The organism is Candidatus Litorirhabdus singularis, assembly GCF_026262625.1.
Classification (GTDB): domain Bacteria; phylum Pseudomonadota; class Gammaproteobacteria; order Pseudomonadales; family Halieaceae; genus Litorirhabdus; species Litorirhabdus singularis.
Map to the genome: position 1 here is coordinate 838,626 of NZ_SHNN01000002.1, position 16,486 is coordinate 855,111.

Genomic DNA, 16,486 nt, shown 5'->3' on the forward strand with positions numbered 1-16,486 from the left:
GCAGCCCAACTTTGGGTATCGTGCATCGCTAAATGTTAGTGTCCTAGTGCTGATGAAAAAACTGTCTACACCCGTAATTTTAGGCGGCATTCTGTTGTTAAGCCCCCTCGCTTGGGGATCACAGCCTGGTGACCGCGATGAAGTGCATCCTTTACTGGAAGACAAATTTACCTTCCGCGCTGGCGCCCTGCGCAATAAGGCTGAAGCTACGTTTATTGCCAGCCGTCCCATTCTGCCCGAGACCGAGCTAACACTGAACACTTTGGGCATTAACCAGACCAAGACGACAGGCTGGCTGGCGTTCAGCTGGCGTTTCAGCGAGCGCTGGGCTCTGAATTTGAGCTACAACGCGTTCGCTGTTGAAGGTGGTCGAATCGTTGACAAAGACTTCAATTTCGACGGTGTGCAATTTGCAGCCGGGGCAGATATCGATACCAGCCTGCGTGCTGATGCCTGGGTCGCTGACGTCAGCTACTCTTTTTATAAGTCTCGGAATCTGGAAATTGGGGCTGGCCTTGGCCTTCATGCTTTTGACTTCAGGACTGATATCGACACCGTGCCCTTCATTAATGAGAACAGTGTTGAAAGAGGCACAAAAAGCAACTACGAAGTCATCGCACCGGTACCCAATCTGCGCCTATATGGTCGGTTGGCTTTAAGCAACCGCACCGCTATCGACATTGAGAGCGGGCTCCTCAGCCTCAGCTACGATGAATGGAGCGGCGAGTTTTTCTATATTTCAAGCAGACTGGAGTATCGCTTCAAGAACAGTATCGGCGTGGGCATTGGTTATCAGTTGACCGACATAGATCTTGAAGAAGCCAGAGATTTCGGTCGGCGCCACGTCTACGATGTGAAATTTAACGGCACGATGCTTTATATGACCTACAGCTACTAAGCGCCGGGAATAGGACGATCCTATCTGGGTGCCAACAGGCAAGGACAACCATCGCGAGATAACTGCACCCGAACATTCGCGCCATGCTTTAGATAATTGCAGCACGACTTGCCAAGGGCGGTCATAGCGGCCATGATTTGCGGCTCTAATAATAACTGCAGGAATTCACCATGGGCGGACCACTCTCGGGCTTTCGTATACTGGAACTCACCTCCACGGTCTCCGGGCCCATGGCTGGCATGGTACTGGCAGATCAGGGCGCAGACATTATCAAGATCGAACCACCAATGATTGGTGACCTTGGCCGCGTTATGGGATCCTCCCGCAACGGTATGGCCGCAATGTACTCGACGTTGAACCGTAACAAACGCTCGCTCGTGCTGGACCTCAAGCAACCAGACGACATGGAAATTTTTCTCAAGCTGGTCCCGGAAACGGATGTGCTGATTGAAAATTATCGCCCGGGCATCGTAGAAAAGCTCGGCATCGACTACGACAGCCTTAAATCCATTAATCCGGGTCTGGTCTACGTCTCTATCACTGGCTACGGAGAATCGGGCCCCTATAGCGATAGACGCGTCTATGATCCGTTGATACAGGCCACCACTGGCACCAGTGTCGAACAGGGTGGGACTGAGCCTAGTAATGTTCGCACCGTTATCTTTGACAAGGTCACCGGTTACACCGCCGCCCAGGCCGCCACTGCCGCGCTGCTGCAGCGCAGCAAAACCGGGCGTGGCCAGTATCTGCCTATTTCTATGCTTAAGTCAGCCCTGTACTACCAGTGGCCGGACTTCATGTGGTCGCGAACGCTGCAGGGGGATGACATCACTCACGCTGGGGAACTAGCAGACTACTTCAAGGTTTACCGTGCCCGTGATGGTCACGTTGCCATTATTCTCGTCGCTGACGACGCACTCAAAAGTCTGTGCGAGTTCACTGGCTCCGAGCTGCACCTGGATCCACGCTTCACGTCTTTCCCCGCACGTCTTATGCACGGCGATGCTCTGCATGCTGAGCTGGAGCAGGCACTGAGCGAATTTGATGTAGCTGATCTATGCGCCTTTCTTGATGAAAAAGGTGTGCCGGTCGCCCGGGCGAATAGTCCAGAGGAAATGTTCGATGATCCACAGATTATCGAACAACAGGCGATTCTTACCGTCGAACACCCCGTCGCTGGAACCATGCGCATTGCCGACACACCTTTTAAATTCGAGGGGCAAGCAGAGCTGCCAGCCATGCATGCCGCCACACTAGGACAGCATTCGACCGAGATACTCCGGGAACTGGGCGTGGATCAATCCCACATTGATCGTATTGAGCAGCGTGAAGCTACCAACCGTGAATTGATGGCAGGATTCTCCTTATCCCAAGCTAGATAATCTGCGTATGGCTGCATCAATACGCACTTGCGAATATCACTTGATGGAGCACGCCGCCGCCAATTCGCCAGTAATCTCATTTTGGCCGCCAGTACCGCGAAGACTTTTGTGAGCGAGGCTTGTGTTAGCAATACCCACACGTGATCATAGGCCACCCGTTCCAGGACAATTCTAAATGACCCAACCAACAAGCTCGAGCACCAGTACTTCTGCGTTAACAAGCCTATTAGGTAAAGCGGTCAAGATTGAACCTCATGAAGTGCGCGCCACGCTAACTTCTTTCGCTTTCGTGTTCGTGCTGATGGCCGCCTATTACATTTTACGGCCGGTGCGTGACGCTATGGCCAGTGATTGGACTGACGCTGAAGTTAGCTGGCTGTGGACTTTCACTTTTTTCTTCAGCGCTATTGCGGTCTCCCTTTACGGTGGCGCCGTCTCGAGGATTAGATTTCAGCGTCTGGTACCTTCGGTGTACGGTTTCTTTACCGCGTCTTTCCTGCTGTTTTATGCTGCGACCCAAATGACCAGCGATCGCGAGTTGATAGACAAGGCGTTCTACGTCTGGATTAGCGTTTTTAGCCTGTTCCACGTCTCGGTCTTCTGGAGCTTCATGGCTGACCTGTTCAGCAAGGCACAAGCGCCACGTCTGTTCGGTTTCATTGGCGCAGGCGCCAGTACTGGCGCACTGGCCGGGCCGGCTATACCCACCTTCTTTGCGGGCAGCATTGGCACCGACAATCTCACTTTAATAGCGAGCGGGCTACTAGTGCTAACCATTCCGCTAATCGGTTTGCTACAAAACCTGAAGCAAACAGATTTGCACAATGAATCCGTGCACGTAGGCACCGATGACCTGGAATTCATTGGCGGCAACCCTTTGTCGGGTTTCACTGACTTCATCAAGAACCCTTACCTACTGGGTATTGGGCTGTTTATCCTGCTCTACACCTCGATTGGCTCTTTCGTGTATTTCGAGTTGAAAAACCTGCTGGCAGATTACAGCCGGGAGGAACGCTCGCAGATCTGGGCGAGCATGGATCTGGTAGTTAATTCGCTAACGCTGCTAATAGCGTTTTTTGTCACCGGGCGAATGGCAACCAGGATGGGGCTGCCTTTCACGCTAGCATCGGTACCGGTATTGATTATGGGTGGGCTGGTTCTCGTGGCCACCATGCCGGTAGTGTCTGTGGTGGTAGCCTTACAAATCGTTCGCCGCGCAGGCAACTACGCAGTCACGCGCCCTGCCCGCGAAATGCTATTCACCGCGGTTGATCGTGAGACTCGCTTCAAAGCCAAACCGGTCATTGATATCGTTGTCTATCGCGGTGGTGACATGCTCAACGCCTGGGCCTTTACCGGACTGACCACTGGACTGGGGCTAGGCTTAGGTGCTGTAGCGTTGGTAGGCGCCGGAATCGCCGGTCTGTGGGCAGCTGTAGGTATTTATCTGGGACGCAGCTGGCGCGATGACATTCGCGATGAAAAAGCCGCATGAACCATTTATAACCAGCCTGACCGGCTATTCCTGCCAGCCGGTGATGTGCTTGGCGGCTTGATAGCCAAAGGTCATAGCTGGACCCAACGTTGAACCGGGCCCAGGGTAATTGGGAAGTACTGGGGCACTGCAATTACCGATAGCATAAAGCCCTGGTATTGTATCTCCTGATTCATGAACCACCTCGGCATTAGCCGTGACCACCATGCCGCCCTGGGTACCAAAATCGCCGGGGTCTACCTTCATGGCATAAAATGGCGCTTGCATAATAGGTGCTAGACAAGGGTTTGGCTCTACCCGCGGATCACCATAATAGCGGTCGTAGACCGTATCACCGCGTTGCAGGTCGAGGTCCTTACCAGTGGCCGCGTAGCCATTGAATTTCTCTATGGTCTTTTCCAGTCCAGCTGCATCCACATCAATTTTCTCAGCCAACTCGCTGATAGTTTCGGCCTTGGCAAAAAATCCTTCTTTTTCAAAACGTTTAGGCAAAGCCCAGTCAGGACGAAACTTGCTGTTATAGAGTGGCCCGACCATGTAGCTGGCGCGAAAACTAGCGTCAAATATTTGCCAGGACGGCACACAGGGGTATTCGTCGCTGTGCTTTTCAAAGGTCTCGATCTGGTAGGCCATGTAGTTCTGCGACTCATTACTAAACCGCTCGCCGGCCGTATTAACCACGATGGTACCGGGGTAGGATTTCTCCATAATACTCAGGCGCGGCGATGGCTCGCCAGGCACCGATATCGTCGTGCACCACCAGGCACTATCGAGCATGTGCATTTTCGCGCCCAAGCGAAGACCTTCGTTGATAGCGTCCCCGACGTTCTCCGGGGCCCCGCCGCTCCAGCGATGATCGGTGGGTTGGGGCAAATATTTCTCACGCATTTCCTGATTGTGTTCAAAGCCACCTGCCGCCAGGATGACCGCTTTGCGCGCCTGCACTCGCACCGTCTTGCCATCTCGCTCCACCACAGCACCCACCACCCGACCGTCTTCTGTAATCAAGGACTGCATCGGTGAGTTGAGCCACAGTGGCATATCGCGGTCGAGCATCGACAAACGCAACCGCGCTACGCCGGCGCAGCCCGTAGCCAAACGCCGAGCATACTTGTCACCAAACAGGCGCCAGGGTATGTCCAGTATATAACCAGCTATCAGTTTAAAGGCCAGCGAAAACCAACCTGGCATTTGCGCCATCAGCAATGCCGCTTCAACCTGGGTAAAGCCAATAAGGCCAAACAGATGCATCATGTGGTGGGTACGACGCAGCCGCTTGTGCTCTCCACGCAGTTCGCTGGCGTTGATTGTCTCTGGTTCCATCGAGCGATGGCCTGGCATAGAACCTTGCTGATCTGAATAGTAGTCAGGGTAATGTTCCAGGGTGACATAGCGCACCTGGGTACGTTCGTGCAGAAAATCGACCATTTTGGGCGCTTGCTCGATATAGGTATCGATCATGTGCTCGGGCACCCGGTCGGCCGGAATACAGTTCATCAGATAAGTCTTGGCGTTCTCCGGTGAGTCATCTGCACCAGCCGCCATCGCATAACGATTGCAAGGCACCCACACACCACCGCCAGAAATCGAACTGGTGCCACCATAAAGATCGGACTTCTCGATCAACAGCACATCCTCGCTGCCCATCTCGTAACAGCATAACGCCGCCGTCATACCGCCGTTGCCCGATCCTACGACCAGTACATCAACACTTTCATCCCAGTTTTCTTGAACAGCCATATGCAACCCACGGTGGTGCTAAAAGTCGTCGCTATAGTACTCGAAACTTGCATCAGACGCTGGCCCTGCCAATGTGGCGCTAGCAGTTTGTTTAACAGGTTCAATAACTTGTGCCCCGCCAGCCCAAAGATCCATAGTCGTCTATCGATTTACTTCAGTTTGGGCTTTGACAAAAACATAGGGTATGCTCTGCCTCAACTATAAGGAGATAACAATGAAAAAACTGTTAATAGCGCTCACTCTGGTTGCCGGCACGGCCGCTACCCCTATCGCTCTATCGCACCTGGATAGCACCGCGTTTCACCAATCATACCGGCAGTCTGTGTTCGCACTGATGGGTGCTAATTTTGGCCCGATGACCTCTATGATCAAGGGCGAGATACCCTGGAACGACGCCATGTTTCAGGGCTGGGCCAATGACCTGGCCAGCGTAACCAAACTGGATATTGGGCGCGGCTTTCCGGCAGGTAGCGAAGGCGGTCAGACTCGAGCGAAGCCAGGCATTTGGAAGAACTGGGACGATTTTGAATCTAAAACAGAAGACCTGCGTACCGAAGCCGAAGCTCTGGCAGTAGTCGCTGCCAGCGGTGACAAAAAGGCAATTCTTCAGCAATTTCAGAAAACCGGCGGCAGCTGCAAAAGCTGTCATGACGACTATAAGTCAAAGGACTACTTGAACTAGTAGAGACCTAGTGCCCTGGCGCCAGTCGCCGGGGCAGCTAACAGAGCTGTCGCTGTCACTAATATCAACACCCTTGGGTAAATTACTCTCAAGGCCCGCGATAGTAGGCTCGAACGCAGACTGCAGTGCGCCAGTAGAAACATAGACAGGATTGGTAGAATCAACACACTGCTATCAATCATGCTTGTTACACCTCAAAAACTCCCAGCTAGGCGCAGCGCTCGCTGCCTGTCAATTTAGCTCGCGCTAAATGCTCAATTTGTAGACAAAAAAAAGCCCGCCAAACGGCAGGCTTTTGAGCGACGCAGGTTAGCTTACTTTCTGCGTCTGGATACACCAGCCAAGCCAAGCAGTGCCGAACCAAACAACCAAGCCGCTGCAGGCAATGGTACTGCCGAAACGTTAGCCTCAAGTCGTGCCCAGTCATCATCATCACTGATTGGAACAGTGAAGTTCAAACCAGAAACCAGCTGCAGGGTGGCCATGTCCGCGAGGTCGAACGCGCCGACTTTAGACAAGGTTATTGACCCGCTCACAGTAGTACCTGCAGTGATGGGCGCAGTGTTGTCAGCAAAACGGAAGAACACATTGTCATTCCAACCTCTGATATCACTATTCTGGGCTGCAGTATCGGGCGCCAGGCCTCCGATCAAGATCGTGTTCGCAGTAATGGTTGGCAGCGAGCTAAACCATTCCGTGTGCACGCCATAGTTGTTAGACCAATCGTTCTTGACCGCCAGATACCCTGGGAAAATACCAATGGTATCTTCGTCAAAGGTGCCGCTGATTGATAATGAAACCTCATCAGTCGTATAGGTATCTATTGAAAGAACCAGGGCAGCATTGGCCGAAGCCCCTGCTACTGCCAGCATAATGCCGGCCAGAGCGCTGGTCAGCGCCGACTTACTCTTTATATTTAATCGTTTCACATTAATAACCTCTGTTCATAATAGTCGCAGTGAAAACTAATGCATAAGTCGTGCCAACACAGTAAATACGTGGCCTACAGAGAATTTGGATCTGGATATGAAACCAAAGTGTAAAAAAAACTGACAACTTAGCTGTACAAATATTGATCAATCTCTATCTTTCGAAGCTAACGCGGTCACGCAGCATGGCAAAGCACTTGCCGCCCTTACCGCCTCTCGTGAGCGGACATTTCTCCAAACAACCAGGGGAAATTGGCCCGACCAGCAGAGGTGGGCTATCCGCTCTCGAAACCTGAAAATTGCTGTACACATGTTTCTAGCATCGTAGCGCCTTTGAAACCCGGGGATGGAAGGCGAGAGCGATCATGACTACTGCTGGCTTGAACGAGCACCATCAATGCCTGTATGTGGCAGAGAAACCCGTCTGAACTAACGCCCCTGCGAAACTCACAGGCGAGACTTACTTGTTTTCGAGCTAGCCAAAATGGCGGCCGGCTGTAGCTTTAGACTGACCAAAATCGTCGGAAGCAGGACCGCTCAGCTGACGGCTCTTCGTCACCAAAAATCTCTACGCCTTTGGTCGCTTCAGCACGCCCAAACCGACAAGTGCTGAGCCGAACAGCCAGACGGCTGCGGGCAATGGGACTTGGCCAACCTCCGCATATGCCACTTGCGGTTGGTCGGGAAGCATAACGATCTTCCCTTGTGGATCACGCAGCTCCCATCTGTTGTCGTATATCTTGGTACGGCTGTTGCCCAGAGAATCTTTGTTGTTTATTTCGTAAAAATCCAAAGTGCCGATAGTCAAACCGGTGCCCGGCATCGCCGAATAGGTGCCACCGAAAGAATGCTCACCTGGCAATTCGGCGACACTCGACAATGTTGGGAAACCCGCAGATACGCTCCAACTTACGACATCTTCGTCACCCCATTGCTGCTCGATCTCGGTGGGCTCTGCAACGTTTAGCTCAATCAAGATTATCCCGCTAGTTTGCGCCTCACTGGATGAGAAACAGTAGCTGTCTCTGCAGTCCGACATCTCCAGAGGTATACGGAACTCGAATGAAAGATTGGCTGCGTAAGTAGTCCCAGACGACACAATTAAAAACGCGGCCCCGAAAAAGGCGAGTGTGCGCCTAAGCCCTGAAGCAAAAGACCCGCGTAGAAATTCCTCTGCATAGCGCAGTGAAAATGCTTTCATGAAATTCTCCAAGAATATAAGCGTGCTTTGATTAGTTTTACAGATCAAATCGTCTTGTGAAACGGACTGTAAGAAGGCTTAAAGCCCACGGACAATCAAAGCAACCAAGTATCGTTATAAGGGATTCTGCAATATGTGTGCCAGATAGCCAAAAACCCTTTGATAGCGCTGCTTCCGGCTATAACGGCAACTGGGCACACCAAGCGATTGTAAAGAATTCTGACAGCATAATGTCCCTGTTTCTCACGGGGTCTCTGTGTCGTTTTGGGCGGAGCCTTGAGTTCGGTAGCCGAAGTCTATGCCTGTTGCATTAAGCTGCAATATGCATTTTTGGAAGTCATTGAGTATCGCGATGCCGTAGAGTCAGAGCAGGTGTGATACTTGTTCTCACACGAAAAATAGGTTGCTACGGCGCCGACGCTTAAGCGCTTTACCAAAGGCAAATCTTCAAGCGAACGGTATAGTGGACTCGCGCATTTTTGACGAAATGCGCTGACTTTATTATCGGATCAGTCAAATTCCCTTATGTATTCTTTGCCATGACATGTACCCGCGTGGCCACTTCTCGCCAAAAGGCCACCCACTGCTCTGCAATTAAAATGAAGACTAGTCGGGAAATCGCTCAAAGGTAACCATACCTTCAGGCAGGTAATGAAATTTCTGCTTCTCGATGCAATAAAACGCCATCTCAGGTTCGCCAAATTCAGCCGGGTCATCCATGGTGCCGACCTTGATGATAACCATGTCAGCCATGCTAGGAGGAGCGCTGGTCAGCGACGTACCACAGTTTTCGCAGAACGCCCTTACCACACCATTTTCCAGGTCGCTGCGCTGGAAGGTCTTGGGTTCACCGCTGGTGTAGTGAAAGCCACTTTTAGGCATGGCAACAATCACATTAGCCGACCCGCCAGAGATATATTGGCATTCACGACAATGACATTGCCCACGCATAAGAGGTTCGCCCTCTGCTTCGTATCGAATCTGTCCGCAATAACATCCACCGGTAAATTTCATGCTCTTCTCCACAGAATTTTTCCACATCATAGCAGCTCATTCGACAAACACGCTTCTATCAGCGGTTCTATTTCCCATCCTGTCAGGCTTTATGTTTTCTCGGATGCTACTCTACCCCATCTGGAGACGAGTCCGCGGTCAAGAGGCCATTATAAAATCGCATGTAGTGCCACTAAACTACCAAAATACTTGCGGCTTTGGCGCGTATTGAATGGCCACATAGAGTCCAAATCCTATAACGATGGCCATCAACAGCGCCAGCCAAATCGGGCGCGGTGAACGAACGCCGTGACTGCCGCCATGCACCATCGGACCAATAAGATCCTCGCGCTTTACCCATTGATGAAATAACACTGCGACGATGTGTAAGCCAATAAAACCGCTCAAAACCCAAAATATCCACTCATGCATGGCGCCGAAACGATCCGTCCAGGAGCTGTCCAAGGCGTGATGAAAAGGTCCGTCAAACATCAAGTCATCGCTATTAAAAAGACCGGTAGTAGCCTGTAGCAGCAGCAATAGTAGCAACACTAATACCGACCAACCCCCCGCGGGGTTGTGCCCTACCTGTGATGCATTGTGTTTGCGACCACGCAAGTAATGGAATACAACGCGAGGAGAGGCTACGAAATCACTGAAGCGACTGTGAATGCTGCCAACAAAACCCCACAGTATGCGTGTGACGACCAGCACCAACACCAGATAGCCACTGTATTGGTGCACTTGCAGGTAATCTTCCTCGTAACTGATCCAGCACAACAATACCGCCAGAACCAAAAGCCAATGCGTTAACCGTGTCCAACTATCCCAGGTTACTGCCACAGCAGCGGTTCTCGCGGCGGCGACTGGCGGCCAAAATTTGGCTCAGGCGGGGTATTTCGAAACGGCCGTATACGGCTCATATAGCGCCTCCAACGGCAATAACTGTGACGCCCGTCAGATTACCACAGGCAGTCCTGCGCTTGTAATTACAGCATCACCCAGCTTTGCTACACTCAATGATTCCTGCACTATTCCGGATAATTCCAGTGATCGACCAAAATACCAGCGAGACCAGTTTCAGTGCAGAGGTAGCACCCGACAAGCTCGTCGAAGACCAGTCTTCATGGAGTCAACCTGAGAATTTACCCAGTCTCACTGCCCCGGAGCTCTACATCAACCACGCCCTCAGTCACTTGCAATTCAACCTGCGTGTATTGGCACAGTCGATGGATGAAGAAACACCGCTGATGGAGCGCTTGCGCTTCTTGCTGATTTTTAGCTCCAACATGGATGAGTTCTACGAAATTCGCGTTGCTGGACTGCGCAGGCAGGTAGAGATGGACCGGGAAATCCCGGGGCGCGATGGAATGCCTGCCCATGAGGTACTGCGCCAGATCAAACTACAGTCGCATGAGGCCTATGCTCGCCAGTACGCTATTCTCAATGACGTACTGCTGCCACAACTGGCCGCAGAGGATGTCAGGTTCCTGCAGCGCGAGGAATGGAGCGAGGAGCAAGCAGCCTGGGTCAGGCGCTACTTCCGCGGCGAAGTCATGCCACTAATCAGCCCGGTGGGGCTAGACCCAGCCCACCCGTTTCCACGTCTGGTCAATAAGAGCCTGAACTTTATCCTGTCACTGGATGGTAAGGATGCGTTCGGCCGCGAGAGCGGACTGGCCGTTATCCCTGCCCCACGCACCATAGCGCGAGTGGTACGGCTACCTGATCATTTATGTGATAAAGGCGATAATTTTGTACTGCTGTCAGAAATGATAGCGGCGCACGCGGGTCTTTTGTTTCAGGGTATGAGCGTCACCGAGTGCCATCAATTTCGGGTCATTCGAAATGCAGACGTTGAAGTCAACGCCGCCGACGTAGAAGATATTGCACTGGCACTGCGCGGCGAGCTGCACTCGCGACGCTTCGGGGCTGCGGTCAAACTGGAAATTTCCAAAGCCTGCCCGGAGCATCTGAGTGAATTTCTGCTAGAGCGTTTTTCTCTCACCGAAGCTGAGCTCTTTCGAGTTGATGGTCCGGTAAACCTGCAGCGCCTCAACAGCTTGTTCGATCTGATAGAACGTCCGGATCTTTGCTATCCCGCGTTTACGCCGGCAATACCTAAGGCACTCAAAGCTGAAACAGGCATCTTTGATGCCCTGCGTCAGGAAGACTACCTACTCTTACACCCCTATCAAAGCTTTGCACCGGTGGTAGATCTATTACGCCAGGCAGCCATGGATGCCAATGTCGTGGCGATCAAGCAGACCCTGTATCGAACCGGGGAATCTTCGGAACTGGTTGAGCTACTCGCTGAGGCCGCACGCAATGGCAAAGAGGTTGCGGTGGTTATCGAACTGCGTGCGCGTTTTGACGAAGAAGAGAACCTGAAACTGGCCAACATACTGCAAGAAGCCGGCGCTCTGGTTATGTATGGTGTGGTCGGTCATAAGACCCACGCCAAGGCAATGCTGATCATTCGCCGCGAGGGCCGCAGGCTGCGTCAATACGCCCACCTGAGCACAGGCAACTACCACCCGCGAAATGCCCGCGTTTATACCGACTACAGTCTGCTAACCGCGAATGAAGAAGTTTGCCAAGACGTTGCTCGCGTGTTTCAGCAGCTAACGGGAATGGGCAAGGCCATGCGACTGAAACAGTTATTGCACGCTCCCTTTACCCTTCATAAGCAGTTAATCACGCTGATTGACGCTGAGGCCGAGGCAGCTCGTGAGGGCAGGAAGGCCCATATCATTCTCAAGGCCAACGGGCTCACCGAAGTCAAAGTGATCAAGGCCTTGTACCGAGCCTCTCAGGCTGGAGTTAAGGTTGAACTGATTATCCGCGGCATGTGCTGTCTGCGCCCGGGAGTTAAAGGCGTCTCGGAAAACATCACTGTAATTTCGGTGGTCGGCCGATTCCTTGAACACTCCAGGGTGTTCTACTTTCAGAACGCCGAACCCGGCATATATTGCTCCAGTGCCGACCTCATGGATCGCAACCTGTTTAATCGCGTCGAAGTCTGCTTCCCCATCCTGGACGATAAGCTGGCCACGCGTCTGCGCCGTGAAATGGATGCCTATTTCACCGACAACTATCAGGCCTGGCGCTTACAGCCCAATGGGCATTACTCGATTAATAAGCCCCGCCAGGGTCAAGAGCGTCGCTCGGTACAATCTGCGCTATTGACCAAGCTCGCCGTCTAGTTTCCAATATCGACTCTTGACCGCAACCGGTGCGGTCGGCTTCTTGGAATCTGGCATGATGGCAGCAACTGATCAAACCCCTGGCAATATACCCAACGATGACGCCGAAATTGCGCACGCATTAGAGGATGCCAGCATTCCCTGTCTGATGATGTCCATGATCCATATGAGCGGCGACTGCAGCCTGATGGATGGACCCATTAGACCGCAGGGTGTGTTTATTAACGAATACCAGGGCTTTCTCGACGAGGACTCCAAGGCCACTATCAGGCGCCAGGCGCTGGAGGTCATCAAGCGTTTCCGCGACAACGGCTGCGTACTACCACCACCCCCTTCCACCGCTACCATCCATCGCATGATGGAGTTTCTGGTAGCTCAGGAGGTACCGGCAGCCTACGTACCCATGCTGCTGGAAGAAATGGAGTTGGATGGGGAGGACCTGCGTACTGATAATTGGAATGAGCAAATTTCCGCCAGCGCCCGCAAGGACTTCAAGGTCATTGTGATTGGTGGTGGTGTCTCTGGTGTACTAGCTGCAATTCGATTAGCAGAGGCCGGCATTCCCTATGTGGTGATTGAAAAGAATGCCAGCGTTGGCGGCACCTGGTTCGAAAATCGCTACCCAGGCGCGCGCGTTGACGTAGCTAACCACCTGTATTGCTATTCCTTTGAGCCCGCACACCATTGGAGCCAGTATTTTTCGCGACAGCCAGAGCTACAACGGTACTTCGAAGACTGCATCGATAAGTATGAGATTCGCGACAACTTTCGCTTTGAAACCGAAGTTGTCGGTGCCAGTTACGATGAGAACTGCGGTCAATGGCAAACCACTATTCGCAACAGCGACGGCAGCGAGGAGACACTCACCAGTAATGCGCTTATCAGCGCCGTGGGTCAGTTAAACCGCCCCAGCATTCCTGATATTAAAGGCGCAGAGTCGTTTTCAGGAGCGGCCTTTCATTCTGCACAGTGGGATAGCAGCGTGTCAGTTGCCGGTAAAAAGGTAGCCGTTATCGGTAGCGGCGCCAGCGCCTTTCAGTTGGTTCCGGAGCTCGCCGCAGAAGCGGCTGAACTTACTGTATTTCAACGCACCGCAAACTGGATGTTTGAAAACCCCATTTATCACGAACAGGTATCAGCCGGCAAAAAATGGTGCCTGCAGCATTTACCGTTCTATACACGCTGGTTCCGCTTTTTGATTTTCTGGCCGGCGATAGATGGTGCCTACGATGTCGCTGTTGTCGACCCCAACTGGCCACATCAAGATCGCTCCATCAATGAGGCCAATGAGTTTACCCGTGAAATGTTTACTGATTATATTCGCGGCCAACTGGGTGAAGATTCTGAACTACTGGACAAAGTAATCCCAGATTATCCGCCCATGGGAAAACGCACGCTACAAGATAACGGTACCTGGCTAAAGGCCTTGCAGCGCGACAATGTCGAGCTGATAAGTGAAGCGGTTATTGAGATTGGGGAACACACCGTGACCAGTGAATCTGGCACTACTTTCGATGCTGATATCATCATCTATGCCACTGGTTTTAAGGCCAACAAGTTCCTCTGGCCCATGAACATCCGCGGCTGCAACGACGTGGCACTGGCAGATCAATGGGGTAACGAACCGGCGGCTTACCTGGGTATTACTGTGCCCAACTTCCCCAACTTTTTCCTCTGCTACGGTCCCGGCACTAATCTGGCCTTCGGCGGCAGTATTATTTTTAATATCGAATGTCAGGTTCGCTATGTGATGGAGGGGATCAAGGCCCTGCTGGAGACTGGTCACACCTCGGTCGCATGCAAACCGGATGTTTTTGAGGACTATCATCGCCGTTTCCGAGCTCAACACGCCCAAATGATCTGGGAACACCCGTCTATCAAGCACAGCTTCTACACCAATGAAGAAGGTAAGTGCACCTTGTTATGGCCGTGGAAAATTCTACAGATGTGGGAGTGGACGCGGGAATTCGACCGGAATGACTATCACTTTACTGATAATGCTTAGTCAGCCCCGCTAAGCGCCCCCGGCTAGGCGCCCCCATCTAGGCGCCCCCGGCTAGGCGCCCCCATCTATACGTGGAACGCCGGGATCACCTTCGTATTGATAGCGCCAAACCCCGTTGTCCATCACCACTCGGTGACGCGGTCCTGGCGCAGCGGCATCACCACTGTCATAACCGGCATCGCCGGCGAACATAATCCCAAAACCCTCATCTGTCCGCGCAACCACCGGGAAGATCACCGGCGGCTGTTGGGCTGCCACCCCGATAACTGCATCTTCAGCGCTGAGGTAACCACGCAGCGCTCGCAGCGTCATAATGGTGGGCGGGAAAAAGCCCATGTCCCCGGCTTCATGCCGCGCTACCGCGGCATCAATACCAATCCATTCATGGTCATGAATTTCACTACCGTCAATCGTTACGTCTGTGGCCGCAGGCGCCAGGGCGACAAAAAACCAGGTGTAAAATCGCTTCTTTTCAGCTTCCGGCGTAGTCCAATGGCTAAGGTGAACCAGCGTATCGGGGTCCAGAGCCATATCGGCCTCTTCCAGCGCTTCGCGCGCAGCCGCTACGCGTGCCGCCTGTTCCTCGTCACCCTCGGCTGCATCCCAATCCTCCTGGTCCAATGAACCGCCGGGGAAAACCCACATGCCGCCGGCAAACTGCACCGCCTTATTCCGCTGCAGTAACAGTACCTCGGGTCCGCCGCCGCTATCGCGTAAAAGGATTACGGTCGCTGCCGTGCGCAGTTGCTTGTCGGCTGGTACTTCCCTCATACCACCACACCAAATTGTGAACTGAGAATATCAATAATCTCGGCGCGCGGATTATCCGACAGCTGCAAAGAAGCGCCGGTAATTTTTTCGGCGATAGACAAATAGGTCGCTGAAGTCTGCATCATAATCTCTACGGGAAGCGCATTGTCACTAGCCAGAGCGGGACGCTCGTTCATGCGATCTTTATTCGTCAGAATATCGGGATCAGGGAAGTAGTTGAGCAACAGCTTGCGAAACTCTTCCTTGGAATTCTCCACAACCTTACCGTCACGGTACGCAGGACCATCCCAAATTCGCGAAGAATCTGGAGTACCCACTTCATCCATATAAATCAGTTTTTCCTGACCTGACTGATCGGTGACGTAACCAAACTCAAACTTGGTATCAACAAATATCTGATCGAGCTTGGCCAGTTCTGCGCTAATAACTTCAAAGCCTTCACTCAAGAGGTTCTCATAACGGTCAATATCCGCCGTATTGGCAAAACTGAATGCCGCATAGTTGTTCTCAATATCGGCGCGGGTCACGTTAACGTCATCAACTTCAGGAACGCCTGGAATGCCCTTCAAAATACCCTTGCTCGAAGGCGTAATCAGCAACTCTGGCAGCTTACTGTCTTTTTCCAGGCCATCGGGTATCTGGATACCACAAAACTCCCGCTCGCCTTTGCCATAAGAGCGCCACATAGAACCGGTAATATACTGACGAGCTATCGCTTCTATCATCACCGGACGCGCTTTCTGTACGATCCATACCAACGGGTGCGGGGTTTCCAGAATGTGACTGTCAGCCAGACCGCGCTCACGAAACAGGCGAAACCAATGATTGGATATAGCATTCAACGCTGCGCCCTTGCCGGGAACACCGTTCATACCGCCCTCGCCATGCCAAATACACTCATAGGCTGATATCCGGTCCGAAATCACCATAATCGCCAGTGGTGCGTCTGCAGCCACATCATAGCCACGCTCACGTATCAAACGTGCACTGTCTGCGTCCGTTAACCAATACACCGAACGCACCTTGCCATTGTGCACCGGTGCATCAGTGCGGATCGGCAGGTCATTATTTACAGCAAGTACTTTGTCAGCCAGGCTCATCATCGGGCTCCCCAGAGAAAACCGAGGATTTTAGCAGATAGCCACGCGTCTGCCAGTGCTAATCGGCGTTTCAAGAGCACAAAC

General features: G+C 52.5%; 13 protein-coding genes. 6 read left to right on the plus strand and 7 right to left on the minus strand.

Annotated features, from left to right (window positions below; all coding sequences use genetic code 11):
• The first annotated feature begins 52 nt into the window (after positions 1–52).
• From EYC98_RS12245 to EYC98_RS12255, 3 genes are all read left to right on the plus strand, one after another.
• On the plus strand, positions 53–898 hold the full coding sequence (locus tag EYC98_RS12245) for a hypothetical protein (protein WP_279245629.1): 846 nt from the start codon (positions 53–55) through the stop codon (positions 896–898).
• 170 nt (positions 899–1,068) lie between these two features.
• Complete coding sequence (locus tag EYC98_RS12250; protein ID WP_279245630.1) at positions 1,069–2,280, plus strand: CaiB/BaiF CoA transferase family protein; 1,212 nt, start codon at positions 1,069–1,071, stop codon at positions 2,278–2,280.
• 175 nt (positions 2,281–2,455) lie between these two features.
• On the plus strand, positions 2,456–3,775 hold the full coding sequence (locus EYC98_RS12255; RefSeq protein WP_279245631.1) for an NTP/NDP exchange transporter: 1,320 nt from the start codon (positions 2,456–2,458) through the stop codon (positions 3,773–3,775).
• 24 nt (positions 3,776–3,799) lie between these two features.
• Here EYC98_RS12255 and EYC98_RS12260 read toward each other — a convergent pair whose 3' ends face one another.
• Positions 3,800–5,515, minus strand: a complete 1,716-nt coding sequence (locus EYC98_RS12260; protein ID WP_279245632.1) for an FAD-dependent oxidoreductase — start codon at positions 5,513–5,515, stop codon at positions 3,800–3,802.
• 214 nt (positions 5,516–5,729) lie between these two features.
• On the opposite strand from EYC98_RS12260, the gene EYC98_RS12265 reads away from it, so the two are divergent.
• Positions 5,730–6,197: a c-type cytochrome gene (locus EYC98_RS12265; protein ID WP_279245633.1), complete on the plus strand. Its 468-nt coding sequence runs from the start codon at positions 5,730–5,732 to the stop codon at positions 6,195–6,197.
• A gap of 314 nt (positions 6,198–6,511) precedes the next feature.
• Here EYC98_RS12265 and EYC98_RS12270 read toward each other — a convergent pair whose 3' ends face one another.
• The 4 genes from EYC98_RS12270 to EYC98_RS12285 all read right to left on the minus strand — a co-directional run bounded on the left by EYC98_RS12270 (position 6,512) and on the right by EYC98_RS12285 (position 10,163).
• Positions 6,512–7,126, minus strand: coding sequence for a VPLPA-CTERM sorting domain-containing protein (locus EYC98_RS12270; protein WP_279245634.1), 615 nt, complete (start codon positions 7,124–7,126; stop codon positions 6,512–6,514).
• Positions 7,127–7,694: 568 nt separating this feature from the next.
• Positions 7,695–8,327: a VPLPA-CTERM sorting domain-containing protein gene (locus EYC98_RS12275; RefSeq protein WP_279245635.1), complete on the minus strand. Its 633-nt coding sequence runs from the start codon at positions 8,325–8,327 to the stop codon at positions 7,695–7,697.
• 606 nt (positions 8,328–8,933) lie between these two features.
• A complete protein-coding gene (locus tag EYC98_RS12280) occupies positions 8,934–9,341 on the minus strand; it encodes a GFA family protein (protein WP_279245636.1) in 408 nt (135 codons plus the stop codon).
• 177 nt (positions 9,342–9,518) lie between these two features.
• A complete protein-coding gene (locus tag EYC98_RS12285; protein WP_279245637.1) occupies positions 9,519–10,163 on the minus strand; it encodes a cytochrome b/b6 domain-containing protein in 645 nt (214 codons plus the stop codon).
• A gap of 206 nt (positions 10,164–10,369) precedes the next feature.
• On the opposite strand from EYC98_RS12285, the gene ppk1 reads away from it, so the two are divergent.
• Complete coding sequence (gene ppk1 / locus EYC98_RS12290) at positions 10,370–12,526, plus strand: polyphosphate kinase 1 (protein WP_279245638.1); 2,157 nt, start codon at positions 10,370–10,372, stop codon at positions 12,524–12,526.
• Positions 12,527–12,581: 55 nt separating this feature from the next.
• Positions 12,582–14,531, plus strand: a complete 1,950-nt coding sequence (locus tag EYC98_RS12295; RefSeq protein ID WP_279245639.1) for an NAD(P)-binding domain-containing protein — start codon at positions 12,582–12,584, stop codon at positions 14,529–14,531.
• Between the two features lie 51 nt (positions 14,532–14,582).
• Here the strand turns inward: EYC98_RS12295 and EYC98_RS12300 are convergent, their stop codons facing one another.
• The gene (locus EYC98_RS12300; RefSeq protein ID WP_279245640.1) at positions 14,583–15,302 is read right to left on the minus strand and encodes an NUDIX hydrolase; all 720 of its coding nucleotides are present in this window, start codon (positions 15,300–15,302) and stop codon (positions 14,583–14,585) included.
• Positions 15,299–16,402 carry a phosphoribosylaminoimidazolesuccinocarboxamide synthase gene (locus tag EYC98_RS12305; RefSeq protein WP_279245641.1) on the minus strand — a complete coding sequence of 368 codons (1,104 nt, stop codon included), beginning with the start codon at positions 16,400–16,402 and terminating at the stop codon, positions 15,299–15,301. The genes EYC98_RS12300 and EYC98_RS12305 overlap by 4 nt, the downstream gene beginning before the upstream one ends.
• Positions 16,403–16,486 lie beyond the last annotated feature (84 nt).

What these genes read in the sequence shown, in the direction of transcription:
- EYC98_RS12260 (WP_279245632.1), bottom strand. Translation starts at nt 5,515, where the DNA reads ATGGCTGTTCAAGAAAACTGGGATGAAAGTGTTGATGTACTGGTCGTA.
- EYC98_RS12265 (WP_279245633.1), top strand. Translation starts at nt 5,730, where the DNA reads ATGAAAAAACTGTTAATAGCGCTCACTCTGGTTGCCGGCACGGCCGCT.
- EYC98_RS12275 (WP_279245635.1), bottom strand. Translation starts at nt 8,327, where the DNA reads ATGAAAGCATTTTCACTGCGCTATGCAGAGGAATTTCTACGCGGGTCT.
- EYC98_RS12280 (WP_279245636.1), bottom strand. Translation starts at nt 9,341, where the DNA reads ATGAAATTTACCGGTGGATGTTATTGCGGACAGATTCGATACGAAGCA.
- EYC98_RS12305 (WP_279245641.1), bottom strand. Translation starts at nt 16,402, where the DNA reads ATGAGCCTGGCTGACAAAGTACTTGCTGTAAATAATGACCTGCCGATC.
- EYC98_RS12255 (WP_279245631.1), top strand. Translation starts at nt 2,456, where the DNA reads ATGACCCAACCAACAAGCTCGAGCACCAGTACTTCTGCGTTAACAAGC.
- EYC98_RS12300 (WP_279245640.1), bottom strand. Translation starts at nt 15,302, where the DNA reads ATGAGGGAAGTACCAGCCGACAAGCAACTGCGCACGGCAGCGACCGTA.
- EYC98_RS12250 (WP_279245630.1), top strand. Translation starts at nt 1,069, where the DNA reads ATGGGCGGACCACTCTCGGGCTTTCGTATACTGGAACTCACCTCCACG.
- EYC98_RS12295 (WP_279245639.1), top strand. Translation starts at nt 12,582, where the DNA reads ATGATGGCAGCAACTGATCAAACCCCTGGCAATATACCCAACGATGAC.
- EYC98_RS12245 (WP_279245629.1), top strand. Translation starts at nt 53, where the DNA reads ATGAAAAAACTGTCTACACCCGTAATTTTAGGCGGCATTCTGTTGTTA.